The organism is Gilvimarinus chinensis DSM 19667 (genome assembly GCF_000377745.1).
Lineage (GTDB): Bacteria > Pseudomonadota > Gammaproteobacteria > Pseudomonadales > Cellvibrionaceae > Gilvimarinus > Gilvimarinus chinensis.
This window is the reverse complement of sequence record NZ_KB898716.1, coordinates 1-23,656: the sequence shown is the minus strand read 5'-3', so window position 1 is coordinate 23,656 and position 23,656 is coordinate 1. Positions and strand designations below refer to the sequence as shown.

The 23,656-nt window shown below is 50.5% G+C and carries 18 protein-coding genes; 6 read left to right on the top strand and 12 right to left on the bottom strand.

The genetic code is table 11. From position 1 onward, the window contains the following. Window positions 1-135: 135 nt before the first annotated feature. The 12 genes from D568_RS0117990 to gshB form a co-directional block, all read right to left on the bottom strand. On the bottom strand, window positions 136-1,122 hold the full coding sequence (locus tag D568_RS0117990) for an FAD:protein FMN transferase (protein ID WP_020211003.1): 987 nt from the start codon (window positions 1,120-1,122) through the stop codon (window positions 136-138). Window positions 1,123-1,173: 51 nt separating this feature from the next. After that, the gene (locus D568_RS0117985) at window positions 1,174-3,552 is read right to left on the bottom strand and encodes a putative bifunctional diguanylate cyclase/phosphodiesterase (RefSeq protein ID WP_020211002.1); all 2,379 of its coding nucleotides are present in this window, start codon (window positions 3,550-3,552) and stop codon (window positions 1,174-1,176) included. Between the two features lie 392 nt (window positions 3,553-3,944). Next, window positions 3,945-4,715 (bottom strand): ThuA domain-containing protein, encoded by a 771-nt coding sequence (locus D568_RS0117975; RefSeq protein ID WP_020211000.1) that lies wholly within the window; start codon window positions 4,713-4,715, stop codon window positions 3,945-3,947. A gap of 102 nt (window positions 4,716-4,817) precedes the next feature. Continuing rightward, window positions 4,818-6,305, bottom strand: coding sequence for a 4-hydroxy-3-polyprenylbenzoate decarboxylase (gene ubiD / locus D568_RS0117970; protein ID WP_020210999.1), 1,488 nt, complete (start codon window positions 6,303-6,305; stop codon window positions 4,818-4,820). Window positions 6,306-6,408: 103 nt separating this feature from the next. Beyond that, window positions 6,409-7,668: a transcription termination factor Rho gene (gene rho, locus D568_RS0117965; RefSeq protein ID WP_020210998.1), complete on the bottom strand. Its 1,260-nt coding sequence runs from the start codon at window positions 7,666-7,668 to the stop codon at window positions 6,409-6,411. A 404-nt stretch (window positions 7,669-8,072) separates the two neighbouring features. After that, on the bottom strand, window positions 8,073-8,402 hold the full coding sequence (trxA, locus tag D568_RS0117960) for a thioredoxin TrxA (RefSeq protein ID WP_020210997.1): 330 nt from the start codon (window positions 8,400-8,402) through the stop codon (window positions 8,073-8,075). 189 nt (window positions 8,403-8,591) lie between these two features. Continuing rightward, window positions 8,592-10,985, bottom strand: a complete 2,394-nt coding sequence (locus D568_RS0117955; RefSeq protein ID WP_020210996.1) for a response regulator — start codon at window positions 10,983-10,985, stop codon at window positions 8,592-8,594. Window positions 10,986-11,057: 72 nt separating this feature from the next. Further along, the gene (gene hemW, locus D568_RS0117950; RefSeq protein ID WP_020210995.1) at window positions 11,058-12,221 is read right to left on the bottom strand and encodes a radical SAM family heme chaperone HemW; all 1,164 of its coding nucleotides are present in this window, start codon (window positions 12,219-12,221) and stop codon (window positions 11,058-11,060) included. Window positions 12,222-12,277: 56 nt separating this feature from the next. Next, window positions 12,278-12,691: a Holliday junction resolvase RuvX gene (gene ruvX, locus D568_RS0117945; RefSeq protein ID WP_020210994.1), complete on the bottom strand. Its 414-nt coding sequence runs from the start codon at window positions 12,689-12,691 to the stop codon at window positions 12,278-12,280. Further along, window positions 12,691-13,266, bottom strand: coding sequence for a YqgE/AlgH family protein (locus tag D568_RS0117940; RefSeq protein ID WP_020210993.1), 576 nt, complete (start codon window positions 13,264-13,266; stop codon window positions 12,691-12,693). Before D568_RS0117940 ends, ruvX begins: the two co-directional genes overlap by 1 nt. A 56-nt stretch (window positions 13,267-13,322) precedes the next feature. Then, window positions 13,323-14,246 (bottom strand): energy transducer TonB, encoded by a 924-nt coding sequence (locus tag D568_RS0117935; protein WP_020210992.1) that lies wholly within the window; start codon window positions 14,244-14,246, stop codon window positions 13,323-13,325. After that, the gene (gene gshB / locus D568_RS0117930) at window positions 14,243-15,208 is read right to left on the bottom strand and encodes a glutathione synthase (protein ID WP_020210991.1); all 966 of its coding nucleotides are present in this window, start codon (window positions 15,206-15,208) and stop codon (window positions 14,243-14,245) included. The genes D568_RS0117935 and gshB overlap by 4 nt, the downstream gene beginning before the upstream one ends. A gap of 329 nt (window positions 15,209-15,537) precedes the next feature. Here gshB and pilG point away from each other — a divergent pair, with 329 nt between their 5' ends. The 6 genes from pilG to D568_RS20675 form a co-directional block, all read left to right on the top strand. Further along, window positions 15,538-15,933 carry a twitching motility response regulator PilG gene (gene pilG / locus D568_RS0117925; protein ID WP_020210990.1) on the top strand — a complete coding sequence of 132 codons (396 nt, stop codon included), beginning with the start codon at window positions 15,538-15,540 and terminating at the stop codon, window positions 15,931-15,933. Between the two features lie 58 nt (window positions 15,934-15,991). After that, entirely contained in the window at window positions 15,992-16,354 is a 363-nt protein-coding gene (pilH, locus tag D568_RS0117920; RefSeq protein ID WP_020210989.1) for a twitching motility response regulator PilH, read from the top strand. Between the two features lie 54 nt (window positions 16,355-16,408). Further along, complete coding sequence (locus D568_RS0117915; RefSeq protein ID WP_020210988.1) at window positions 16,409-16,951, top strand: chemotaxis protein CheW; 543 nt, start codon at window positions 16,409-16,411, stop codon at window positions 16,949-16,951. Between the two features lie 121 nt (window positions 16,952-17,072). Continuing rightward, window positions 17,073-19,271, top strand: a complete 2,199-nt coding sequence (locus D568_RS0117910; protein ID WP_020210987.1) for a methyl-accepting chemotaxis protein — start codon at window positions 17,073-17,075, stop codon at window positions 19,269-19,271. Window positions 19,272-19,299: 28 nt separating this feature from the next. Further along, window positions 19,300-20,163, top strand: coding sequence for a CheR family methyltransferase (locus D568_RS0117905; RefSeq protein WP_020210986.1), 864 nt, complete (start codon window positions 19,300-19,302; stop codon window positions 20,161-20,163). A gap of 12 nt (window positions 20,164-20,175) precedes the next feature. Beyond that, window positions 20,176-23,656 (top strand): Hpt domain-containing protein (locus D568_RS20675; protein WP_020210985.1); only part of this gene is annotated, 3,481 nt, incomplete at its 3' end.

Here is a 23,656-nt window from a genome sequence, read left to right as displayed (position 1 = left end):
GCACGATCTTGCCCTATTGTAGAGACATGCGCCGCGCCCGGCTGTGATTAGAGTCACCTACTTGCGGCTTTGTTGGTTAAATTCTGCTGCCTACTATTGCTGAACACTAAGGCACAAGCAAGGGTCTAGCCGTTTTCATTCCCCCGCCGCCAGCCCGGAGCTGTAATGCACCTTACCTTCACGGGTAATCACTACCGCATCAAAGCCGGACAAGCGGTTGATAAGTGTCAGCCCTTTTTCCACACCCAACACAAATACACTGGTGGAAAGGGCGTCGGTATCAAAACCCTCGGGGCCGATAATACTGACGCTGGCCAGCTCACCGGCACTTTTACCACTTTGCGGGTTGATGATGTGATGCACCCACTCACCCTTGTCATCGATAAAATAGCGCTCGTAATCGCCCGAGGTGGAAATAGCGGCGTCCGTTAAGGGCAAGGTAATAGCCACACCATCGCCGCCACGGGGTTTTTTAATGCCGACCATCCAGGGGCGGCCGCGCCGATCGCCCAGCACCCGGCTGTCGCCTCCGGCGCTGACACTGGCGTGCTCGACTCCGTTTTCCTGCAGCAGCTCGATCGCCTGATCCACCGCATAGCCTTTGGCGATACCGCCTAAGTCTACGTACACCGCCGGATGACGGTAGTAGACCGTGTGCGCCTCGGTATCCAGAACGACGTGTTTGTAATCAATGGCCGGTAACAGTTGGGCGCGCTGCTCGGCACTGGGCTGTTCGCCTTTGCGGTAATCGTAATAGCGTGCCAGAGACGCGTAGGTAATGTCGAACGCGCCGTCAGTAAGTTGGCCGTAGTAGAGAGCTTTGTTTAACAGGCGTGTCATTTCGCCGCTAATACCCCAGGGGTTGGCGGCATCGGTCGTTGCGGCTTCGCGGTTCATCCGCGATAAATCACTCTGCGACTTATAGGGGCTGTATTGCGTATCGATACGGCGCATTTCATCCAGCACCTGAGCCGCTAAATTTTCGCCCCGGTCAATATTGTCATGCCATAGGGTGACGGTAACACGAGTGCCCATAATATCCGCCTGCTGGTAAATCCATTCGGCGTGGGCCAAGGAGGGCAGGAAGGCGCAGGCAAGAACCGATGCGGCTTTAAATATCATGAACGTAACTCTTTGGGGATAGCGGCATGTTACTGGTGATTTGGCTCAGGGCTAGGTGTAAGAAGCGTTGGTTTCTTGCAGCAGCTCAATAAAGTTTGAGGGCTTGTGCAAACCATAACCTTGTGCGGCATCGACCCCCATCGCGGTTAGCACCGCCAGGCTTTCCTGGGTTTCAACAAACTCGGCAATGGTGTGTTTACCCAGTGTTTGGCCCACCTCGTTAATCGCGCGAACCATGGCAAGGTCGGTTTTATCTTCGACAATATCGCGCACAAAAACCCCGTCAATTTTTAATGTGTCCGCTGGCAGGCGGCGCAGATAACTAAACGACGACAGACCCGTACCAAAATCATCCAGAGCAAAACTGCAGCCAAGCTCACCTAACTTTTCCATGAGATCGATAGCGTCTAATAAATTGTTAACGGCGGCGGTTTCGGTGACTTCAAAACAGATTTTCTCAGGGGGAACCGCATAGCGATGAAAACAGTCTGCTATGAAATCGTAAATATCGGGTTGGTCCAGCGAGACCCCGGAAAGGTTTATGTGACATTTCTTTAAACGTTGTAAATGATTGGGGTAAGCTGACAGTAACGACAGGGTTTTATCAATTACCCATCGATCTATCTGGCCTGCTACTCCAAACCTTTCAGCGGCAGGTAAAAATGCCGAAGGCGGTACGACATTTCCAGTTTCGTCTTTTAGTCGAACCAGTACTTCATAGGAAATGCTGTTGTCGCTTGTTTTAATAGGAATTATTTTTTGCGCATCCAGGAACATTCGGTCAGAACTCATGGCATCTCGAATGCGTGCCAGCCAGTTCATTTCTCCTTCGCGTTGACGTTGGTGTTGATCATCATCACGAGAAATATAAACGCGGTTTCTTCCCTTTTCTTTGGCTAAATAGCAGGCAATATCCGCAGCCCGCATAATGGATTCAGTATCTTTGTCGTTACTAGAGATGGAAACTACGCCAATGCTGCAACTGACTTTGTAGCTGTGTCCATCCCAGGCGAAATAAAACGACTCAAGTGAAAGGCGCAGTTTTTCTGCAATTCGGCCTGCCACATCCAGCGGGCAATTTTCTAATATCATGGCAAACTCATCGCCGCCGAGGCGCGCAAGCATATCGCATTCGCGTAGTTCACGACGAAACACATCAACAATTTGCTGTAATAAACGATCTCCTGCAAAGTGCCCTGATGTGTCATTTACAACCTTGAACTGATCCAGGTCAATAAAACAAAGAGTGTGCTGGGTGGATTCGGCTCGAGCTCTTTTTAAAGATTCCGTGAGCCTGCGCTCAAAGGCGCGTCGGTTATAAAGGCCTGTGAGTGCATCATGAGTGGCCTGATAGCTAAGCTCGCGTGAAAGGCGACGTGATTCGGAAATGTCCTCGACAATGACGACGCTTTCGTTTCGGTTAGGCGCACAAGAAAATGTAAGCCTGGCCCACAAAGGGGGTTTATTGGCGTTGATGAAGCGTTGTTCTATGGTGAAGCGAAAAATTTCACCCTGGAGCATTTTATCTTGCTGGATTTTATGTAAATCCCAATCCTCAGGGTGGATTAAGTCCTGTAAGTGAAGACCTTCCAGATGACGGCTGTCACACTGCAAAATTTCTGCAATGGCTGGGTTCGCCCGGGTAATCTTGCCATGGCTATTTAAGTGCAGGATGCCCACTGCAGCTTGTTCAAAAATTGCCTGGAATTTTTGCTGGGTGCCCTGCAGAAGTTGCACTAAATTCCAAATGAACCAAGACGCTAACAGTGCGAATACAATAAAGAAGACGAAGCTAATAAGGCTTAAAAGTTCCTTCAGCCAACGGCAGGTGTCGGTCATGATTTGACGGAACTCTCGGGCTTGATGTTGTAGCTGCGTATTCGTTTGATCCAGCTCGGAGATTAACTGCTGTAAATGAGGCGCTCCGGTTGGAGATTGCCAGTAGGCCTGCATGTCATCGGCAATGCGTTCAAGTGCGAGAATATAGGGGTCTGAATCACGCCAAGCGGAGAATGCGGTTTGCAAATGCTGTAAGCTGCCAAAGTCTTCATACAGCCAAATCATGAGTGCAACGTCGCTTGGGTCGCTTCCCCCTTGGATAAACTCGTGCTCAATGACAGGGTGCTGGGCACCCGCTTCCATCGCCAGGCGACCGCGTCTGTCTGCAAGGGGGACGGCTAAATAAGTTCGCGCTTTGTTGAGGTCGGCTTCATCACCATTTTGGGCGTAGCGATTAAGGTGATAGACAGTTGCGACCTGAGACTGATTCCAAATGCTTAGCCCACTTAAGTAAGCGCTGGCAGCAGCCTGTAGTTGTACCATGGTTATGGTTAGGAATGTGGCTAAACCCAACAAAGCTAACAGGCTGGCGACCAAAAGAGTAACTTTGAAAGGCTGGGTTAATGTGGGCTGGGGCCCTGCTTTAGTCATAAATTTCACAAAACCGGAAAAAATATAGCACTCACAATTATTGAGTTAAGCAGCCTTAACGACAAATTTCCATAGATAAGGTGTTTAGCCCTTTAACCGGGCGCTGCTTACATTTATTGCTCATGCAGGTGCAAGAGAAGTGTTAGTGTGGCTCTGATTGGTGTCAATAGGCAAGCTAAGAGTATTAGTTTGGCGTTATATCAGAAAAAGGAGGCTGGTATTGGTGATTTTGCACAATCGCTGTCGATGGCCCCTGTTGGAGATGGCCTGGCTTGGTCCTCAGGCGGCGGTTATTTCGTGTGAATGCTTAACGGTATTGCTCTTATGTGGTGGCCGTAAATGCTTTGGTGACACAAAAAAGCCCGCATGAAATAGCGGGCTTTTTTATACCATTATTGTTTTGTACGTAAGCCTTTTCCTGTTGCAGCCCAGTATACGCCGCCGTATATGTGTTCTAGGAACATTTTGTCTTTGTAAGTAGAGGGCATGTGACCGAGGCCGGTGTAGAAGGCACGGCCGCCGTCGTATTCGTGGTACCAGGCAATTGGGTGAAAGCCCATGCCTTTACCGGCAACCTGGCCCCAGTCAGCGACAGGGTCGTAGGTGTTTTCATCTACGGCGAGAATGTAATTCAGGCCGTCAATGCGCTCGGCACCAAACTCATAGTATTCGTCAGTCCAAAGGAAGCGGTCGGGCATGCGCTCAAGGCCTGGGAATTTACGATCCAGAACTTCCACTTCGGCGGTTTGAATGGCCGGATGGATGTGGAAGGTGCGGCCCACCATTTTGGTGTACCAGTCCCAGTCGTATTCGGTATCGGATGCTGAGTGAATGCCGACAAAGCCTTTGCCGGATTGAATAAAACGCTCCATGGCGGCTTGCTGGTCATCGTTAAGAATATCGGCGGTAGTGTTTAAGAAGACGATGACGTCGTAGTTTTTCAGACGGTCATCGGCAAACACGTCGGACATTTCTTGCCAGTCGAGTTTAAAGTGATGACGCTCGGCCATTTCCTGCATGGCATCCACACCGGCATTGATGGATTTATGGTGCCAGCCACCGGTTTTGGTAAATAACAGAACGCTAAATTGTTCTGCTAGCGCAGGGAGGGCTGAAATCAGTAGGGCGGTTGTCAGGGCTAGCCTGGCAGTAAATGAGCGCATGGCGTTTCTCCGTTATTGTTAAAGACGCCTGCAGTGGGCGTCACTGTGAGTGCCGCTAAAGATAAACGGCACTCGTAAGAGTGACAACCGTGTTAGCAATTATTAACGCGCTTTGGTGTCAGTAGGGCCTATGCCTAAGCTGTCCCATAAGTCATCCACGCGAGTTTTGACCGCCTCATCCATCACAATGGGCTCGCCCCATTCGCGCTCGGTTTCTCCCGGCCACTTATTGGTGGCGTCCATACCCATTTTGGAGCCCAGACCCGACACGGGGGAGGCAAAATCCAAATAGTCGATGGGGGTGTTTTCCACCAGGGTGGTATCGCGTGCGGGGTCCATGCGGGTGGTGATCGCCCAGATGACGTCTTTCCAGTCGCGGGCGTTGACGTCGTCGTCAGTGACAATGACAAACTTGGTGTACATGAACTGACGCAGGAATGACCAAACGCCCATCATCACCCGTTTGGCATGTCCCGGATATTGTTTTTTCATGGTGACGACGGCCATGCGATAGGAGCAGCCTTCGGGCGGAAGATAAAAATCGACAATTTCCGGAAACTGCTTTTGCAGCAGCGGAATAAAAACTTCGTTCAGCGCCAGGCCCAGTACCGCAGGCTCATCTGGCGGGCGGCCGGTATAGGTGCTGTGGTAAATGGGGGCTTTACGGTGGGTGATGCGGGTGACGGTAAAGACCGGAAAGTTATCGACTTCATTGTAGTAGCCGGTGTGATCACCATAGGGCCCTTCGGGCGCCGTATCGTCCGGGGCGATGTGGCCCTCTAAAATAAACTCGGCCGAGGCGGGTACCTGCAGCTCATTGTCGCCCGCTTTTACCACCTCGGTTTTATCACCCCGCAGCAGGCCTGCAAAAGCGTACTCGCTCAGCGTATCTGGCACGGGTGTGACCGCCCCTAAAATCGTAGCTGGGTCGGCGCCCAAGGCAACCGCTACGGGAAAAGGTTTGCCCGGATGCTCTTGTTGCCATTCGCGAAAATCCAGCGCGCCGCCGCGGTGGCTTAACCAGCGCATAATCAGACGGTTTTTACCGATTTTCTGCATACGGTAAATACCGAGGTTTTGGCGCTCTTTGTGGGGGCCGCGGGTAATGACCAGTGGCCAGGTTACCAGAGGCGCGGCATCGCCCGGCCAGCAGGTTTGAATGGGAAGTTTGTCGAGGTCGATGTCCTGCTCATTAATGATGACTTCTTGGCAGGGCGCTTTTTTTAACACCTTGGGCGCCATGTTCAGCACTTGTTTAAAGATGGGCATTTTTTCCCAGGCGTCTTTTAAGCCTTTGGGTGGCTCCGGTTCTTTTAAAAAGGCCAAGAGCTTGCCGATTTCGCGCAGTGCTTCCACCGAATCTTCGCCCATGCCCATGGCCACTCGCTCAGGAGTGCCGAACAGGTTGCCGAGTACCGGAATGTCGTAACCTTTGGGGTTTTCAAACAAGAGGGCCGGGCCGCCTGCGCGCAGGGTGCGGTCGCAGATTTCGGTCATTTCCAGGTTAGGGTCAACCTCAACGCTGATGCGTTTAAGTTCGCCGCGCGCTTCGAGTTGGGAGATAAAATCGCGAAGGTCGGTGTATTTCATGATGGGTCCGGAAAACGGTTTACGGGATAAGGTGGCCGGAAAGTATAACGAAAAACGGGGAACATTTACGTCCCCCGTTATCCGTCAACCATATACTGGTTTCTTACTTTCTTTTCATCGACAGGAAAAATTCATCGTTGGTTTTGAAGTCTTTTAGCTTATCCACCAAGAATTCGGTAGCCGCTACATCTTCCATATCGTTCAGCAAGCGGCGCAAAATCCACACGCGTTGCATTTCATCGTCTTTCATTAACAAGTCTTCGCGGCGGGTGCCGGAGCGACGTACGTTAATGGCGGGGTAGGTGCGTTTTTCCGCGATCTTGCGATCAAGGTGCAGCTCAAGGTTACCGGTGCCTTTAAACTCTTCGTAAATAACCTCGTCCATTTTCGAGCCGGTATCCACCAGCGCGGTGGCGATAATAGACAGGCTGCCGCCTTCTTCGATGTTACGCGCGGCACCGAAGAAACGCTTGGGGCGCTCCAGTGCGTGTGCATCCACACCACCGGTTAATACTTTACCGGAGGAGGGGATAACGGTGTTGTAAGCGCGGGCTAAACGAGTGATGGAGTCCAGCAGGATGATCACGTCTTTTTTGTGCTCTACCAGGCGTTTGGCGCGCTCAATCACCATGTCGGCCACTTGCACGTGACGCGCGGGTGGTTCATCGAAGGTGGAGGCAACCACTTCGCCGCGTACGGAGCGCTGCATTTCGGTCACTTCTTCAGGGCGCTCATCAATCAGCAGGACAATTAAGTGACACTCGGGGTTGTTGCGAGTGATGGCCTGAGCGATGTTCTGCATCATGATGGTCTTACCCGCTTTGGGCGGTGCGACGATCAGACCACGTTGGCCTTTACCAATAGGGCTTATCAGATCAATGATTCGGCCGGTTAAATCTTCGGTAGAGCCGTTGCCCGCTTCAAGCAGTAAACGTTGATCGGGAAAGAGGGGGGTGAGGTTTTCAAACAGAATTTTGTTGCGGGAGCTTTCGGGCTTGTCGAAGTTAATTTCATTAACTTTTAGCAGTGCGAAGTAGCGCTCGCCTTCTTTGGGGGGGCGAATCTTGCCCGCAATGGTGTCGCCGGTACGTAAGTTAAAGCGACGAATTTGGCTGGGTGATACGTAAATATCATCGGGACCGGCCAAGTATGAACTGTCGGCTGAACGCAGAAAGCCGAAGCCGTCTTGTAGAATTTCCAGTACCCCGTCGCCGTAAATGTCTTCGCCGCTTTTGGCGTGGCGCTTGAGGATATTAAAGATGATGTCTTGTTTGCGCGAGCGGGCGAGGTTTTCTTGCCCCATTTCGCGGGCGATATCAATCAGTTCTTCAATGGGTTTCTTTTTAAGATCGGTAAGGTTCATAGTTGGACTTGGTTAAGTGAAAAGTTTATGCAGGAAAAATTAATGCCTGAATGGTTTATCTGATTAACAGATTGAAAGAGTGTAAAAGGGTTGCTAATCATTTGGTTGAGCAACCCGCAGGCGGCTCGCTATAAATTTGCGCGTATATTGTTGTTTTATGGCGCAAACTGCAATTACGTTTTTGTTACAAAGCATTCGTTGCCGAATACCCTACAGAGCTATCGTGAAAATTGTATGGAAAGTCTCAGGGAGTCTGCCTCGGCCCAAATCTGGCGGGTATGTTGCGCTTGAAGATGGACTGAGTTAACGAGAGCTGTAACAGGTGATCGGAGTATAGCGGCAAAGTTTGGAAAGTGCAAAGCCCCCGCAGACATTAAAAGGATGCTGCGGGGAAATTGGCTCAATTACAGTGCAGAATCGATAAATTCAACCAGTTGGGCGCGGCTTAATGCACCTACCTTGGTAGATTCGGCGCTGCCACCTTTGAAGATGATCAGGGTGGGGATGCCACGGATACCGAATTTGGCAGGGGTTTCTTTGTTAGCGTCTACGTCCATTTTGGCGATTTTGATTTTACCCGCGTATTGATCGGCCAGCTCATCGAGAACAGGGGCGATCATTTTGCAGGGGCCACACCAGGCCGCCCAAAAATCTACCAGTACTGGCAGTTCTGATTGCAGAACATCGGCTTCAAATGAATCGTCGGTAACGTGAACAATAGCGTCGTTACTCATAGTCAAATAGTCTCCAGGCCCGTTAGTGGGTATTTGCGTGTATGTGCATTGGGGATGCCCAGCACAGTAAGTGGGGGCTCAAGTGCTTAAATCAAGCTTCTCGATGGGGTAGATGATAAGGACTGCACAGATACCGATCAAGCTGAAATAGGCTATGGCAACGATTGGCAGTGTTTATCTGTTGTCTCTCTATGGCTCGGATGAGAGCTTTTCTACGCGCAGATTGAGGGTGTCGAGGGCTTTGTACAGGCTGTCGAAGGTGATGGGCTTGCATAAAAAGTGATCCATGCCGCAGGCAAAAACCGCTTCCCGGTGCTCTTCTAGGGCGTGTGCGGTCAGGGCCACGATTGTCGTGGCGGGAGAGCCGTTAAGGCGTTCGTATTTACGGATGGCACGGGTGGCGTCGAAACCATCAACTTCGGGCATTTCGCAGTCCATTAGGATTAAGTCGTAGGGGCTGTCAGCTTTTTTGACCGCGTTAATGGCCTCTTTCCCATTTTCGACCACGTCTGGAGAAATGGCCAATTTGCTCAGTAGGCCGGTAATCACCATGCGATTAACGGGGTTGTCTTCGGCAACCAGTACGTTCAAATGAGACAAAGAACGCGTTGGGGCTTGTTTGGTTGAAGGCGGTGCAGGCTCTTGAGGGCCCTTGGGCATAACCAAGCTGTCGCATAGTGCAGCCTGCAGTTGGCTAGGTATCAGCGGTTTACGCAATATGTTGGCAATACATAGCGGGTGTTGGTGAACATTACTGTTTATAGGTTCTTCTGAGCCGGAAAGTAGGAGAATTGGCAATTCGGTCTGGTTTTCGTTTTTCCGTACTCTTGCTATGAAGTCCAGGCCAGACATGGAAAGAAGTTCTTGGCAAACAACCAGGACATCGATTTTTTCTTGCTGGATGATCTCGAGGGCCGAGTCAGTCTGAGCGGCGGCAAAGAGGCTGATGCCCCATTCTTGGCATAGCCTGCGAACTAAGAGCCTGATGGGTTCGCTCGGCTCAACCAGCAGCAACGTTTTTCCCTCTAGTCCAGTGGCGGGTGGGCTGGTACGAGACTTCTGAGTGGGGTCAAAGCGCGCCGTAAACCAAAATCGTGACCCCTCATGCCGGACACTGCTTACGCCGATCTGTCCGTGCATGAGTTCGCAGAGGCTTTTGCAGATGGCCAGCCCTAAACCTGTACCGCCGTAATTTCGAGAGGTGGTAACCTCGGCCTGGTTAAAGGCATCGAATAGATGTTCTTGAACTTCGGGGCGAATGCCTATGCCGGTATCGCTTACGGTAAACATCAGCTCCGGGAGTGATTCTGAGAACTGTGCAGCCGGCATAACTTCTAGACTGATACAGCCCTGCTGAGTAAATTTAAAGGCGTTGCCCATGAGGTTGATAATGATTTGCCGTAAACGGGTGGGGTCCCCGATGATGTGCTGCGGTACCTGAGGGGCAATATAGCAGTACAACTCAATGCGCCGTTTATTGGCTGTGGGACCGAATAGCTGAACGGTATCTTCCACCAGCGCGAGCAAATCAAACGTGGTTTGTTCAAGTTGCATTTTCCCGGCTTCGATCTTTGAGTAGTCGAGAATGTCGTTGATGATTTCCATTAAGGTTTCGCCAGAGCGATGGATGACATCCAAATAGTGTTTTTGATTTTCGTCCAGCGGAGTGTCGCGTAACATCTCTAACATACCGATAACCCCGTTCATGGGGGTGCGGATTTCATGACTCATGGTGGCTAAAAATTGACTTTTAGCACGGCTGGCATCTTCGGCTGCGAGTTTTTGACGTTGAGTTTCCAGCCTTTCTTCCTGTTCTGCCAATAGAGCCAGCTCCATGGTTCGCCGCTGCTCCAGGTCTTCCAATAAAGTTTCGCGCATGTGATTTATGGCGTTGGTGACATTGTCTAACTCGTCTGGCCGGGGGTCTGTTTTGACTCGATTAAGGGTGAGCGGAGTGGCTAATTTGTTCAGGTTCAGTCGCCGGGCATATTGGGCAATGGTATCCATGTGCCGAGTGAGCAGGGTGTGTATCAGCCAGAGAATAAGTATTGAGATCAGTAGGGTTTTTGTACCTTGAATCAGCGCGATAAACAGCGCTCGTTCCCAGAGCTTATCGTAAATGCTGGACAAATTAGCCGTGATGGTAAGTTGCCCCAGGTTTTGTGGTTTGGTGGCTTCATCCTGATAAATAAGGTCGTAGTGTTTGATTAAATAGCGTGATGGATTAAAAACAATGCTCTTGTCATTAATCGAGTTTTTGCTGACGGTCAGTACTTGAGGTTTGTTGTTCCAGTCCAGCCAGTCGACTTTAACCTGAACGACATCGGCGACATCGAGTACGCTATCGACCTGAACCTGAAGCTGGTCCTGATCAAACCCCCACAGGCTTTTGGTGATGCTGGCAAGAGTGCTGATACGGACTTGGTCCAGCCGTTTTTCCAGTGCAGAGACATCGTCGTTAAAGCTGGTATAAAGCTGTAAGACTATTGCAATTAGGGTAATTAAAGAGCTGCAAAGAATGATCAGCCCTAAGAGGCGGGTGGCGATCGGGTTGTTACGCGTGTAGTGTGAAAATGTCGGCATCGACTTTTATTGCTGGCCTGTGAGCTGGTTGCTTAAGTGTAGCAGTGGACAATAATTTTGCTGACATTTTGACTAACTGTATTTTCCGAGGACTTCGTTTAGAAATTGTAACCCCCGTTCACTGGTGCCAATACGATGGGTTAACGGTTTGACGAGCTGTTGGTCTTGGAGTTTTTGCCACTGGGGTTGTAAGGAGCAGAGGTCTAGCCCGGTTCGCTGCTGATAAATATGGGGGGCGCAGCCATCCACCAAGCGCAGAGCGTTAAGGAGAAACTCCAGTGGCCGGGCGTCTGGTGCAATGCTTTCGCGACCGGCAATTGCTGGGTTGGGATAGCGGCCAGGCCCCAGGTGGGCCGTCAAATAACGATCTGGCTGGCGGGTTTTCCATTGACGAAAAATAATGTTTTCATCGGGCTGTGTGATTTTTCCATGTGCGCCTGCGCCTATGCCAAGGTAGTCGCCGAACTGCCAATAGTTAAGATTATGCTTGGCCTGGGGGCCACGTGCATAGGCCGATACTTCATAGCGTTGGTAGCCTGCCGCTTGCAAGAGGCAATGACCGTCATCTTGAATATCGGCCAAGGTGTCTTCTTCGGGAAGCTGCGGAGGCAGGTTGTAAAATACGGTGTTCGGTTCGATCGTCAGCTGATACCAGCTGATGTGTTCAGGGGCATAGTCGATTGCGGTACGTAAATCCTCAAGCCCTGCATCGCGGCTTTGGTTGGGTAGGCCGTGCATTAAGTCCAAATTGATGTTTTCAAAACCGGCTTTTCGGGCTGTGGCTACAGCTTGTTTTGCGGCAGTGCCGTCATGTATACGCCCTAAGGCTTGTAGCTGCGCATCGGCAAAGCTTTGTATGCCTATTGACAGGCGATTGACCCCTGCGCGACGAAAGCCAGCAAACTTCTCCTGCTCAAACGTACCCGGGTTGGCTTCTAGCGTAATTTCTATGTCAGGGTTAAAGCCTATGAGTTTCTCGGCCTGATCTAATATTTGGCTAATGGCGTGGGCGCTAAACAAGCTGGGGGTGCCGCCGCCAAAAAAAATACTGCTGAGTTTGCGTCCTTGGGCGAGTTCGGCGTCGGCGGCTAAGTCTTTTGCTAGGGCGGTTATGTACTCTGCCTCGGGAAGGCGCGCGTCTGCCTGGTGAGAGTTAAAGTCGCAATAAGGACATTTGCGGACGCACCATGGGATGTGGATATAAAGCGATAAGGGCGGAAGTTGCAGACTGGACAAGGGGGCACCGGGGTTGAATATGGCCTTATTATTATTGCATGCAGAGTCGTTCCTGCCTATGCGTCCTGGTTTAGCCAGGTTTCTAAGATCAAGCGTGCGGCGATGGCATCTACCGGGTCGCTTTTGTAATGGCTTGAGCCGCCCGCCGCGCGATGCTCTGCTTTGGCTTCAAAGCTTGAAAGGCGTTCGTCTACCATTTCTACGGTCAAGCCAAATCGGCCATGAAGTCGATTGCCAAACTTTCGAGCCCTTTTGCTTAGCTCGCTCTCGCTACCATCCATATTTAATGGTAACCCTACCAGGATCAAGTCTGGTTGCCATTCATCCAACAGTTTTTGTATATCATCCCAGTTGGGAATTCCGTCGCGGGCACGCAGCTCGGTTAAGGGCGAGGCCATACGGGTTTTGCTGTGCCCTGTTGCCACGCCTATGCTGCGAGTGCCGTAATCAAAAGCGAGTATCGCGGCCATTAGGCGTGCCCTGCAACGCTGGAAATTAAATTAAGGTCAATGCCTAAATTGCGGGCCGCCGCTGCCCAGCGTTGCTCGGTCGGGGTATGAAAAAGAATTTGCTGATCGGCGGGAACGGTCAACCAGGCATTATCGATGATCTCTTGTTCTAATTGACCCGTTTCCCAGCCGGCATACCCCAGTGCGACCAAAGTATTTTCAGGGCCGCGGCCCTCAGCCATGGCCTCAAGAATGTCTCGACTGGCGGTCAGGGAAATGTCTGCTGAGACCTGAATGGTGGATTGCCAGGACTGTTCGCTATTGGTTGGGTGTAGAACAAAGCCCCGTTCAACGCTTACAGGCCCACCCGCTAGGGCGGGATGTTCGGCAGAGTCATGGTTGGTGCTTAGTTCAAGTTGCTCGTAAATGTCCTTCAGGGTTAGGTCCATCGGAAGATTGACGACAATGCCCATGGCACCTTCATTCGAGTGCTCACATATATAAGTCACGCTATGGGCAAAGTGTGGATCGGTCATGCCGGGCATGGCAATCAAAAAGTGATTGCGCAGTGAGCCAGGCTCTAAAGAGTTTTTCATGTCACTTTGGGTCATGGAGGCAATTATTGGGGTAAAAGCAGGCAAACTCAAGGTGGTCAGGGGCTGGCCGATGCGGTGCTGAGCCCATCTATTTCAAATGACCAGGTGCGGATAATTTGCAGCTGATCATAGTTTTCGCGCACCTCTGGTGGGATGGGGTCAAAAGGGGCTGCGAGACGGACAATTTGTAAGGCAGCTTCGTCCAGAACGCTTATGCCGGATGACTCCGACAGCTCGAGTTCGCGGATGGTGCCATTGGGGTTAATAGTGACGGCCATGCGCAACTTGCCCGTGAGGCGTTGTGTGAGTGCCTGCTGTGGGTAATTATCATTACCCACTTGTTCTATTGTTCGGCTCCAGCTCAGAAGGTACTCAGCCTCGGGAGCCGTTTTGGTGGCCACAGAGGTCAGGCGGCGTAAGCGTGGGCGCTTTGCGTATTCTTGGCGCTGTCGATCCAGCTTAGCCTGTAGGCTTGCGATTTCTGGGGATACCAAAGGTTGTTCGTCCGGCACACCTTCACGCTCATCTTCTTGATGTTGATTTTCTGTGTCAGCATGCTGTTGAACTTGCCGGGACGCTGTTTCGGTGCTGGTAATAAGTTGAGTTTGGCTGGCCTGCTGCTGGGAAGCAGCTTGAACCTGCGGCACGGGGTTGACGGGTTTGATGTGCGGTGCAGCGAAGTCCGCGGGTTGGTTGGTGGTTAATTCTTGATCGGCGAGTTCTGTGCCGCTGGCTTCTTGGTTATGTTGAGCGAGAAAGCGGGCGTTGTCTACGGCTTTAGAAGATTGATAATTAGCCAGGGTTACTTCTAGCGTCGGGCTCAGATCTCCGGCCTTAGGAAGGCTAAAGGTCAGGCCGAAAATCAGCAGGGCGTGAGCGACGATTGCGACGAACACCGTAAAGCTTAATCGATCGAGAGGGTTGATGCTGGTATCGACGCCTACGGCGACGGAATTGCCTGCGGTAGAGCCAGCGTTCATGCCTGGGTAGCCTGCAAAGCCAGGGTGTGCTCAATGGCGAGCATCAGTTTTTCACCGATTCTGGTGTCGTAAGCGCGATCGATTTCGCGCACACAGGTGGGGCTGGTGACGTTGATTTCAGTCAAGTAATCGCCAATCACATCGAGCCCTACAAACAACAACCCACGTTCTACAAGTTGCTGTGATACCTGGCTGACAATCCAGTGGTCGCGTTCAGTCAGTGGTTGTGGCTGGCCGCGGCCACCGGCGGCCAAGTTTCCTCGTGTTTCACCTGCGGCGGGAATTCGCGCCAGGGCATAGGGGATTGCTTCACCCCCCACAACCAAAATCCGTTTATCTCCGTTGCTGATTTCTGGGATGAATTTTTGCGCCATAATCAGGTGTCGACCATGATTGGTCAGGGTTTCTAGAATGGAGCCTATGTTTGGATCGTCACTGCGGCAACGGAATATGCCGCTGCCGCCCATGCCGTCTAAGGGTTTAAAGATGACATCCTGATGGTCTTTATGGAAGCTCTTAAGTTGGTCCATTCGCGCGCTTACGATCATGGGGGGGCAGCACTGAGGAAACTGGGTGGCGAAGATCTTTTCATTGCAGTCACGCAGGCTGGCGGGGTCATTTATGATCATCGCCCCCTGCCGTTGCGCAGCTTCAAGAATATAAGTGCTGTATATATAGTCTGTGTCGAATGGCGGGTCTTTGCGCATCAATATGGCGTCTAGCTCGCCAAGTGCCATATCGCAGGGTGAGTCGAGTTCGTACCAACGGGTTGCGTCGTCAAACACCTTTAGCGGACAGGTGAACGCGCGCGCCTGCTCTCGGCTGAGGTATAAATCCTTTGGCTCCATATAAAAGAGCTCATGGCCGCGCTCGCTGGCGGCTAAAAGCAGCGCCAAGGTCGTATCTTTATAGTAAGTTATGTCAGCGATGGGGTCCATCACTACACCGATCTTTAAGCTCATTAGAGGGATCCAGTTGTGCTGTGGCGGTTGCCCTATTTAGCCGTAATTTACGGCGGGTAGGGCGTTGCTTTAAAAGGGCTAAAGTTATCCGCTCAATGATGAGCGCGCAAGCCCGTATTGTCATAATTGAGAGTAATATCAACGAGCATTAACTTTAGATATACGAATATATCAAGCCATTTATAGATAATGCCTAAAAACTATGTTAAAAGTTGGTCGTATAAATAAACTCGGATTGTTTGCGGCCGGGCGCTAGGGTACTTGGTTATACCAAGGTGCGCGATGCGTCTTGGCAGATCCAAAAAAATACAACGCAAAGGTCAGTATGTATGGACGTTAGCTTGGAAAGTCTCAAAATCATGGTGATCGACGACAGTAAAACGATTCGTCGTACCGCTGAAACACTCCTGAAGAAAGCCGGTTGTACAGTTATAACGGCAACCGATGGATTTGACGCTTTGGCAAAAATTGCTGATTCGCGCCCGGACATCATTTTTGTGGACATTATGATGCCCCGACTCGATGGCTATCAAACCTGTGCTTTGATTAAAAATAATACGGAGTTTAAATCCACGCCGGTCATTATGTTGTCGAGCAAAGATGGGTTGTTCGATAAAGCGAAGGGCAGGATTGTTGGGTCTGACCAATACTTGACCAAGCCGTTTAGCAAAAGTGAGTTGCTTGGGGCGATCGAAGAACATGTAAAACAGGCTAAAGCCTCCTGAAAAAAGCAGCCATAACACTAATAACCTAAGACTTAGATTACTTATTATTGGGGATTCCATGGCCAGAGTACTAATCATTGATGATTCGCCAACCGAAACTTATAAATTAACCACCATGCTGGAAAAAAGTGGCCATGCAGTTTTGACCGCACCCAACGGTGAAGAGGGTGTGGAACTGGCTAAAAAAGAAAAACCTGACGTGGTGTTAATGGATATTGTCATGCCGGGGTTAAACGGCTTTCAGGCGACCCGCCAGCTAACGAAAGCACCAGAAACCGCTAACATTCCTGTAATAATCGTCACCACCAAAGATCAACAAACTGATCGGGTGTGGGGAATGCGCCAGGGCGCAAAGGCTTACTTGGCCAAGCCTATTACCGCAGATGTTCTTATGGACGCCATAAACGAGGTGATGGCCTGATAGCCGATAAGGCTTAGGGCGTGGTTCAAACGCTTAAGAAACGGAACCAAATTTATGGCAGAGCAATCGAGTGCGTTTAAAGTACTTGCGCAATTAGCTCAGGCTAGCCGCAATACAGCGCGTGGTTTGCCCGCGCAGCTGGATGCGCGCGAGCAGTGGAGCGGGGTAGGCTTCACGTTGCTGGGAAGCTATTTTGTCGCCTCTATGGATGAAGTGGCGGAAATGCTGGAAGTTCCTAATTTCACTCATTTACCCGGCGTTCAGCCTTGGGTGCGTGGGGTGGCTAATGTGCGTGGTCGCTTATTGCCTCTGTTTGACTTGGCCGCGTTTTGTGGTGGTCGGTTGGTCGGGGGGCGTAAGCGCCGCAGAGTGTTGGTGTTGGAGACTGAAACCCTGTATTCAGGCTTAATCGTCGATCAGGTTTTTGGCATGCAGCACTTTCCCGTGGACGATTACCGCAATGACAGTGGGGACTTGGTTGAGGCAATTAGACCCTACGTCCAAGGCAGTTACATCGTCGCCGGACAGCAATGGAATGTATTTAAGCTATCAGAGTTGGCTCGGGATCAGCGCTTTACCAGCGCGGCTAAAGACTGATTCGAGCGTATTACCGGAATGAAATTCAAGAGGGATTTTGGTCGCCGCACATCAAAGACGGCCAGATTGACCCTTAACCAACAATTTACAACAAGCTACAAAGTCGGTCGGGAGTGAGTCAATGAAAACTGAGTCCAGAACTATCGCCGGGACGGTCAAGAGCAATCCTGCGATTGTTCTTGCTGGCGTGCTATTGGTAATTTTTGCAATTGCCACGCTGGTTGTCCTTGTGCTGGTGCAAAAAAACGCGGATAACGATCAGCGTTACTTGCAACAAACCGCAGAGCTTCGCGCTCAGGCTTTCCGCCTGACGTCACTTGCTCGTGATGCGACCTCGGGGGAAAAAGAGGCATTCACGGAGCTTTCGACGGTGGTGGATAGCATGTCGAACACCTGGGAAACCTTGCGAAATGCTGATGCTCGCACCCGTGAAGAGTTGCGGGCAGAGTTTGATGGGTATGGTTCGGTATGGAAAGAGCTGAAAGCGAATGCAGAAACCATTCTAGAGAACCAGGAAACGATCGTTTTCCTGAATCAGGTAGGTCAGGAGCTAAACGATAACCTGCCCACTCTGCAGTCACAGCACAACATCATTGTTGAAATTTTGCTGGAGACCGATGCCCCTGCCGAGCAGGTATCCCAGGCGCGCATGCAATCTTGGCGTGCTGAGCGGATTGGCCGTAACGTGGATAAAATGTTGCGTGGTGGTGATGAAGACGCCACTAAAGTGGCGGATCAATTTAACCTCGACGCCAATATTTACGGTCGTGTATTGAAGGCGATGCGTGAAGGTGACGAAATGATGGGCATCTCTGTGGTTACCGACCCAGATGCTCGTGCCAGTCTCGAAGAAATTGCCTCGTTGTTTGAAACGGTCAGTGGCTCGGTGCAGACCATCTTTGAAGGGGCGCCTGCTCTGTTCGAAGCGCGCCAGGCGGAAGAAGCTGTACTGGATCAAACACCAGTACTTTTGCAGTCATTAAGTGATATTACCGATAAGGTTTCGGTACAAGGCGAAGAGCGCCCGCTCAACAATAACGTGCTACTTGCTCTTGCGGCTGCAGCCATCATTTGTTTGGGCGTGATCGGTGTCTTAATTTATTTAGGTACACGTCGTCGCTTGGCGGTAACGGCTGAAACTAACGAGCAAAACCAAACGGCCATTCTACGTTTACTGGATGAGCTGGCTGACTTGGCTGACGGTGATCTGACCACCACCGCGACGGTGACCGAGGATTTCACCGGTGCGATTGCCGATTCTATTAACTACACCATTGACCAGCTTCGGGTCTTGGTGGCGCGAATTAACGATACGGCTGTAAACGTATCGGCTGCCGCGCAAGAAACGCAGCAGACTGCATTGCATCTTGCTGAAGCCTCTGAGCACCAGGCGCAGGAAATTGCTGGTGCATCGGCGGCGGTAAATGAAATGGCGGTCACCATTGACCAGGTATCTGCCAACGCCTCTGAGTCAGCAGCGGTAGCGGAGCGAGCCGTATCTATCGCCAGTAACGGTGCCAAGGTGGTACAGAACACCATCAATGGTATGGATACGATTCGTGAACAGATTCAGGATACTTCTAAGCGTATTAAACGATTGGGTGAATCGTCACAGGAGATTGGTGACATTGTATCGTTGATTAACGATATTGCTGACCAGACCAACATTCTTGCACTTAACGCTGCGATTCAGGCCTCGATGGCCGGTGACGCGGGCCGCGGCTTCGCGGTGGTTGCGGATGAGGTGCAACGCCTTGCAGAACGTTCGGCTGCCGCGACGAAACAGATTGAAGCGCTGGTTAAAACCATTCAGAACGATACTAATGAGGCCGTTATCTCGATGGAGCAAACCACCTCGGAAGTGGTTCGTGGTGCTCGTCTTGCTCAGGACGCCGGTGTGGCGCTAGAAGAAATTGAAAACGTATCCACAAGCCTTGCAGAGTTGATTCAGAATATTTCTAACGCCGCTCGTCAACAGGCGTCTTCTGCAGGCCATATTTCGAATACGATGAATGTAATTCAAGAAATTACGACTCAAACCTCTGCTGGTACCAGCGCTACGGCACAGTCGATTGGTAACTTGGCGGCTATGGCGATGGACCTTCGAGAGTCTGTTGCGGGCTTTAAGCTGCCAGAAGAAGATACTGGTGAGACGGCCCCTTATGAGGCGGCTCCTACCCCTGCTATTGAGCTAGAGGTAGATAGCGCGTCGGATTACACGACCGATGAGCTGGAAGAAACTGAGGTGCTGGATTTGAGTGACGAGGTTGACATCGACATTGATGACGAGCTGGAAAACTCTCAGCGCCACTCTGGTTAGATCGCAGACGTTGTCAATGGGCTGAATTATGGGCTGGTCTTTACGGACAATTGCCGATCTCAGTGACAGTGAGTTCTCCGCTTGGAGCCGCCTGCTCGAAGAGCGCGCGGGAATACAGCTGGTGCCAATGCAAAAGTCGCTGTTGCAGTCGCAACTGAGTATCCGCATGCGAGAACTTGGTTACGATGATTACAGCGATTATTACTCACTGGTAACTGATGGTTTACAGGGGCGACTAGAGTGGTCAATTTTAATAGACCGTGTTGCCGTCAAAGAGACCAGCTTTTTCCGCCATCGAGCGTCGTTCGAGTACGTACGGCGCTATCTGCAAGAAAAAATCAATAATCGTCAACTCAGTCAAAGCTTTGATTTATGGAGTGTCGGCTGTTCTACGGGTGAAGAGCCGTATTCGCTGGCAATGGTAGTCAATGACTGTTTTGAACTGGCGCAGCTGGAGCCCTACTACGGCGTCACAGCGCTGGATATCAGCTCCACCGCTTTAGCGAGAGGGCGGTTAGGTAGGTATTTACCTCGGTCGTTGGAGCAAATGACCGCTGAAGAGGCCAAGCGTTATACCAGTGTTAGTAACGATGGTAGTTACGAGATCGTACGCAAATTGCGAGATCGGATTTGCTTTACCCACGGCAATGTAATGCAAATCAGTGAAATGCCTAAAGTTCAAATGGATGTGATTTTCTGTCAGAACCTATTGGTGTATTTCCGTCGCTGGTTACGTAGAGATATTTTAAATTCCCTGGTAGAGCGCATAAAACCAGGTGGCTTGTTGGTAATAGGTTTGGGCGAGTCTGCCGACTGGGAGCACCCGCTTATGAAACGGGTCAGTAATGAGACCGTACAAGCGTATATCCGGCAAGAGTATAAAAAACAATGAGGAAGGCGCTAGATGGTTGATAATCGCAATTTTGCGGCTCTGGACTGGGTTATTCACGAAATCGCTGAAACCTTGAAGCAGGCCAGGCAGTCGCTGGAATCCTATGTACAGGATACCAACGACAAAGCTAGGTTAAAGTTCTGCCTTACTCATATTCATCAAGTCCGCGGTAGCCTGCAAATGGTGGAATTCCATGGCGCCGCTATGCTAGCCGAAGAGATGGAATTACTGACGCAAGCAATGATTAGCGATACGGTAGCCAACCCGAGTGAGGGGGCTGAAGTATTGATGCGTGCTATCTTGCAGTTTCCGCTTTATCTCGATCAAGTGAAAACCAGTCGCAACGATAATCCTTTAGTGGTGTTACCTCTGCTGAACGATTTACGTACGGTACGCGGCGAATCTCTTCTGTCAGATACGAATTTATTCATGCCCGACTTGGCGCCTGCTAAAAAGGTGTCGGGTGCGCCCCTTGCCGTCATTAAGGATGATGCCCAGTTTAAAGCCACAGTCGTAAAGTTGCGGCAGATGTATCAATACGCGGCGGCTGGTTTTATTAAATCAGTCAATGCCGATGAAAACCTGCTTTATTTGCACAAAGCTTTTCAGCGTTTGTATCGGTTGACGAGTGGCACACCACGACAAAGTCTGTGGGAAATAGCCGTAGCACTTTCCGAAGCGTTAGAAATGGATGCAGTGGAGTCTAGTGTTTCGGTAAAAAATTTGCTGCGACGCCTGGACCGTGAAATTAAAGTGTTGGCAGTACACGGAACAAAAGCCCTAAATGTTTATACAGAAAATGAATTATTGAAAAACCTACTGTATTACGTTGCCCGCTCGGGTAAACACGTACACAATTTTTCAAGTGATTCATTTCTGGAGAACGTGTACAAAAAGTACCGCTTAGAATCGGCTTTATTGGATTCCAAAGAAAGCTCAGACGGCGATCATTCATTGGCGTCTCCAGATCCTGAGGCGATGCGCTCTGTTGTTACGGCTTTAAAAGCTGAATTGGATGGCGTAAAGCTGGCGTTAAACCACTCTTTAGCTGGTGCTGGAGATGATAACTCTTTATCAAACGCCGTAGGTATTATTAAGCGTGTTGCGGACACAATGGCTGTGCTGGGTGTTGCTGACTTACGCCGGAATATTTTAGAGCAAGGTGCTGCATTAGAGCTGGCAGTTAATGCAGATACCGAACTGTCCGACGAGCAATTAATTGCTGTAGCCAATCGAATTATGGATATCGAGGGCGAGCTGGATGTGTTGGCTGCAAATGCGGGTAAAAGCCCTGACAAAATCGTAAAAGACCAAGCTGGCATTACATTGTCAGATGCGAAAGCCTCGGTCATGCGAGAGTCGCGCAATGGGCTAGAACACGCTAAGGATGCGATTGTTGAGTATATTGCGTCTCAGTGGAATCGTGAGCATTTGCTGAATGTGCCACAAATGTTGCGTGATATCCGAGGCAGTTTGGATATGTTGCCGCTACCACGTCCAGCTAAAATTTTGGGTGCCTGTGCGCGGTATATCCAAGAGCAGTTGTTGGATAAGGAGCTGACGCCTGAGTGGTCAACCCTAGATACGCTAGCCGATGCGATTACCAGTGTTGAGTATTATTTAGAGCGATTAGGTGGCGAGAGTAGCGAAGAAGAAAACGATCTTTTGCTGCTTGTAGCTGAAGAAAGCGTTGCAGAATTAGGATACGCTGTTACTAAGTTCTCTTCCTTGAATTCGGATTCCCCCGCTTCATCTGAAACTCCACAAGCAGAAGGTGAGGAGCCGTTAAGTCAAGAAGAGGACGCAGTCAGTGCAGAAGACTTAGCTGATCAATTACAAAATGCTTACGCTTCAGCATTAGGCGACGATTCGCCTGCCGAGCCGCAGATCCAAGTGGAAGAGATTGAACTTGCTGCAAACGCGCAAGAAGCCAGCCCGGGCGAAGATTCTTTACGTGAGAGTGAAATCGATCAATTTGCCACTGAAACCAATCATAACGAACCCCCTTCAGAAGAAGGGCGTGATTTAAATATTTCCGCAAATAATGACAACGACGATGTCGTCGATGAGGAAATACTTGAGATCTTTATCGAAGAGGCTCAGGAGGTTACAGAGGCAATTAATGAATACTTTCCGCGTTGGGCTCAGGATTTTGAAGACGCCGAATCATTAACTGAGTTTCGTCGTGCTTTTCATACACTGAAAGGCAGTGGTCGCATGGTAGGGGCTACGGATATCGGTGAATTGGCGTGGTCCGTAGAGAATATGCTTAATCGCATTATCGACGGTTCTATAACTGCTGCAACGTCTCACGTCACTTTTATTGAGAATGTTCGCTCCGTTTTACCCGATATGATTCAGGCCTTTGCGGAGAAACAGCCTACACCGAACCTTGCGTTAATTCATAGAATGCGTGAGCAGGGAGAGCAGCTGGCCCATGGCGAAACACCGCATGATTTACATGCTTTCGCAATGTCTAGCCCCGCCCAACCGACGGACTTGCTCGACAGTGAAGAGACATCGCAAACGCAGTCATTTGCAGTCAATACAATAGAAGAGGACGACTCTGACAGCCAGTTATGGGATATTTTCGGCAGTGAGGCGCTGTCTCACCTGGCGATTGTTGAAAACTATATTCAACGAATGGATGACGCCCGCCCACTTTTTGAGCCCCCCAGTGATGATATGCAACGAGCTTTGCACACCCTCAAAGGTAGTGCGCACATGGCTGAAGTTACCCCTATCGCGGAATTGGCTACACCTTTAGAAAAGTTTGTAAAAGAGCTGCGCAGTTATCAAGTTAATATCAATGACGATATCTTACAGCTGTTACACGATGGCGTGAATTATACAAGGGCGGCACTCGACGATATTAACGATGGGCGCGATGTTGTTATCCCTAAACTGGAGCAATACATGGCGCGTGTGGCTGAGCTGCGTGAAATATACGTTGCTCCACTTGCTCAGTTGCAAGAAGCCGATGCCAATGGGAAACGCCCTGTAGACCCTGAGCTGTTAGAGATTTTTATGGCGGAGGAGATGAATCTTCTCCTGGACGCTGATCAATTGATTGAACAGTGGGAATCTACGCCGGATAACTTAGAGCAATTATTACCTGTAGTCGAGGAATTAAAAAATCTGACGCGGGGAGCTGCACACGCTAATTTACCGCCCATGGCTAGCTTGGGGGATAAATTGCATCAAGTTTATCTGCGCGTTCTTGCTAAAGAATTATTCTGCAGTGAGGGGCTGTGCAGGGATCTTGTCAATATACACTCCGCTCTACTGGATATGGTGGATGCAGTGGCAGCGGGACAAAATTTACAGCCAATTCCTCCACAAATAGATGCGGCTTTAACTCATTGGCTTGACGGGGGCAGTACAAGCAATAGCCTGTTAGCCGAAGCCGAAGCCGAAGCCGAAGCCGAAGCCGAAGCCGAAGCCGAAGCCGAAGCCGAAGCCGAAGCCGAAGCCGAAGCCGAAGCCGAAGCCG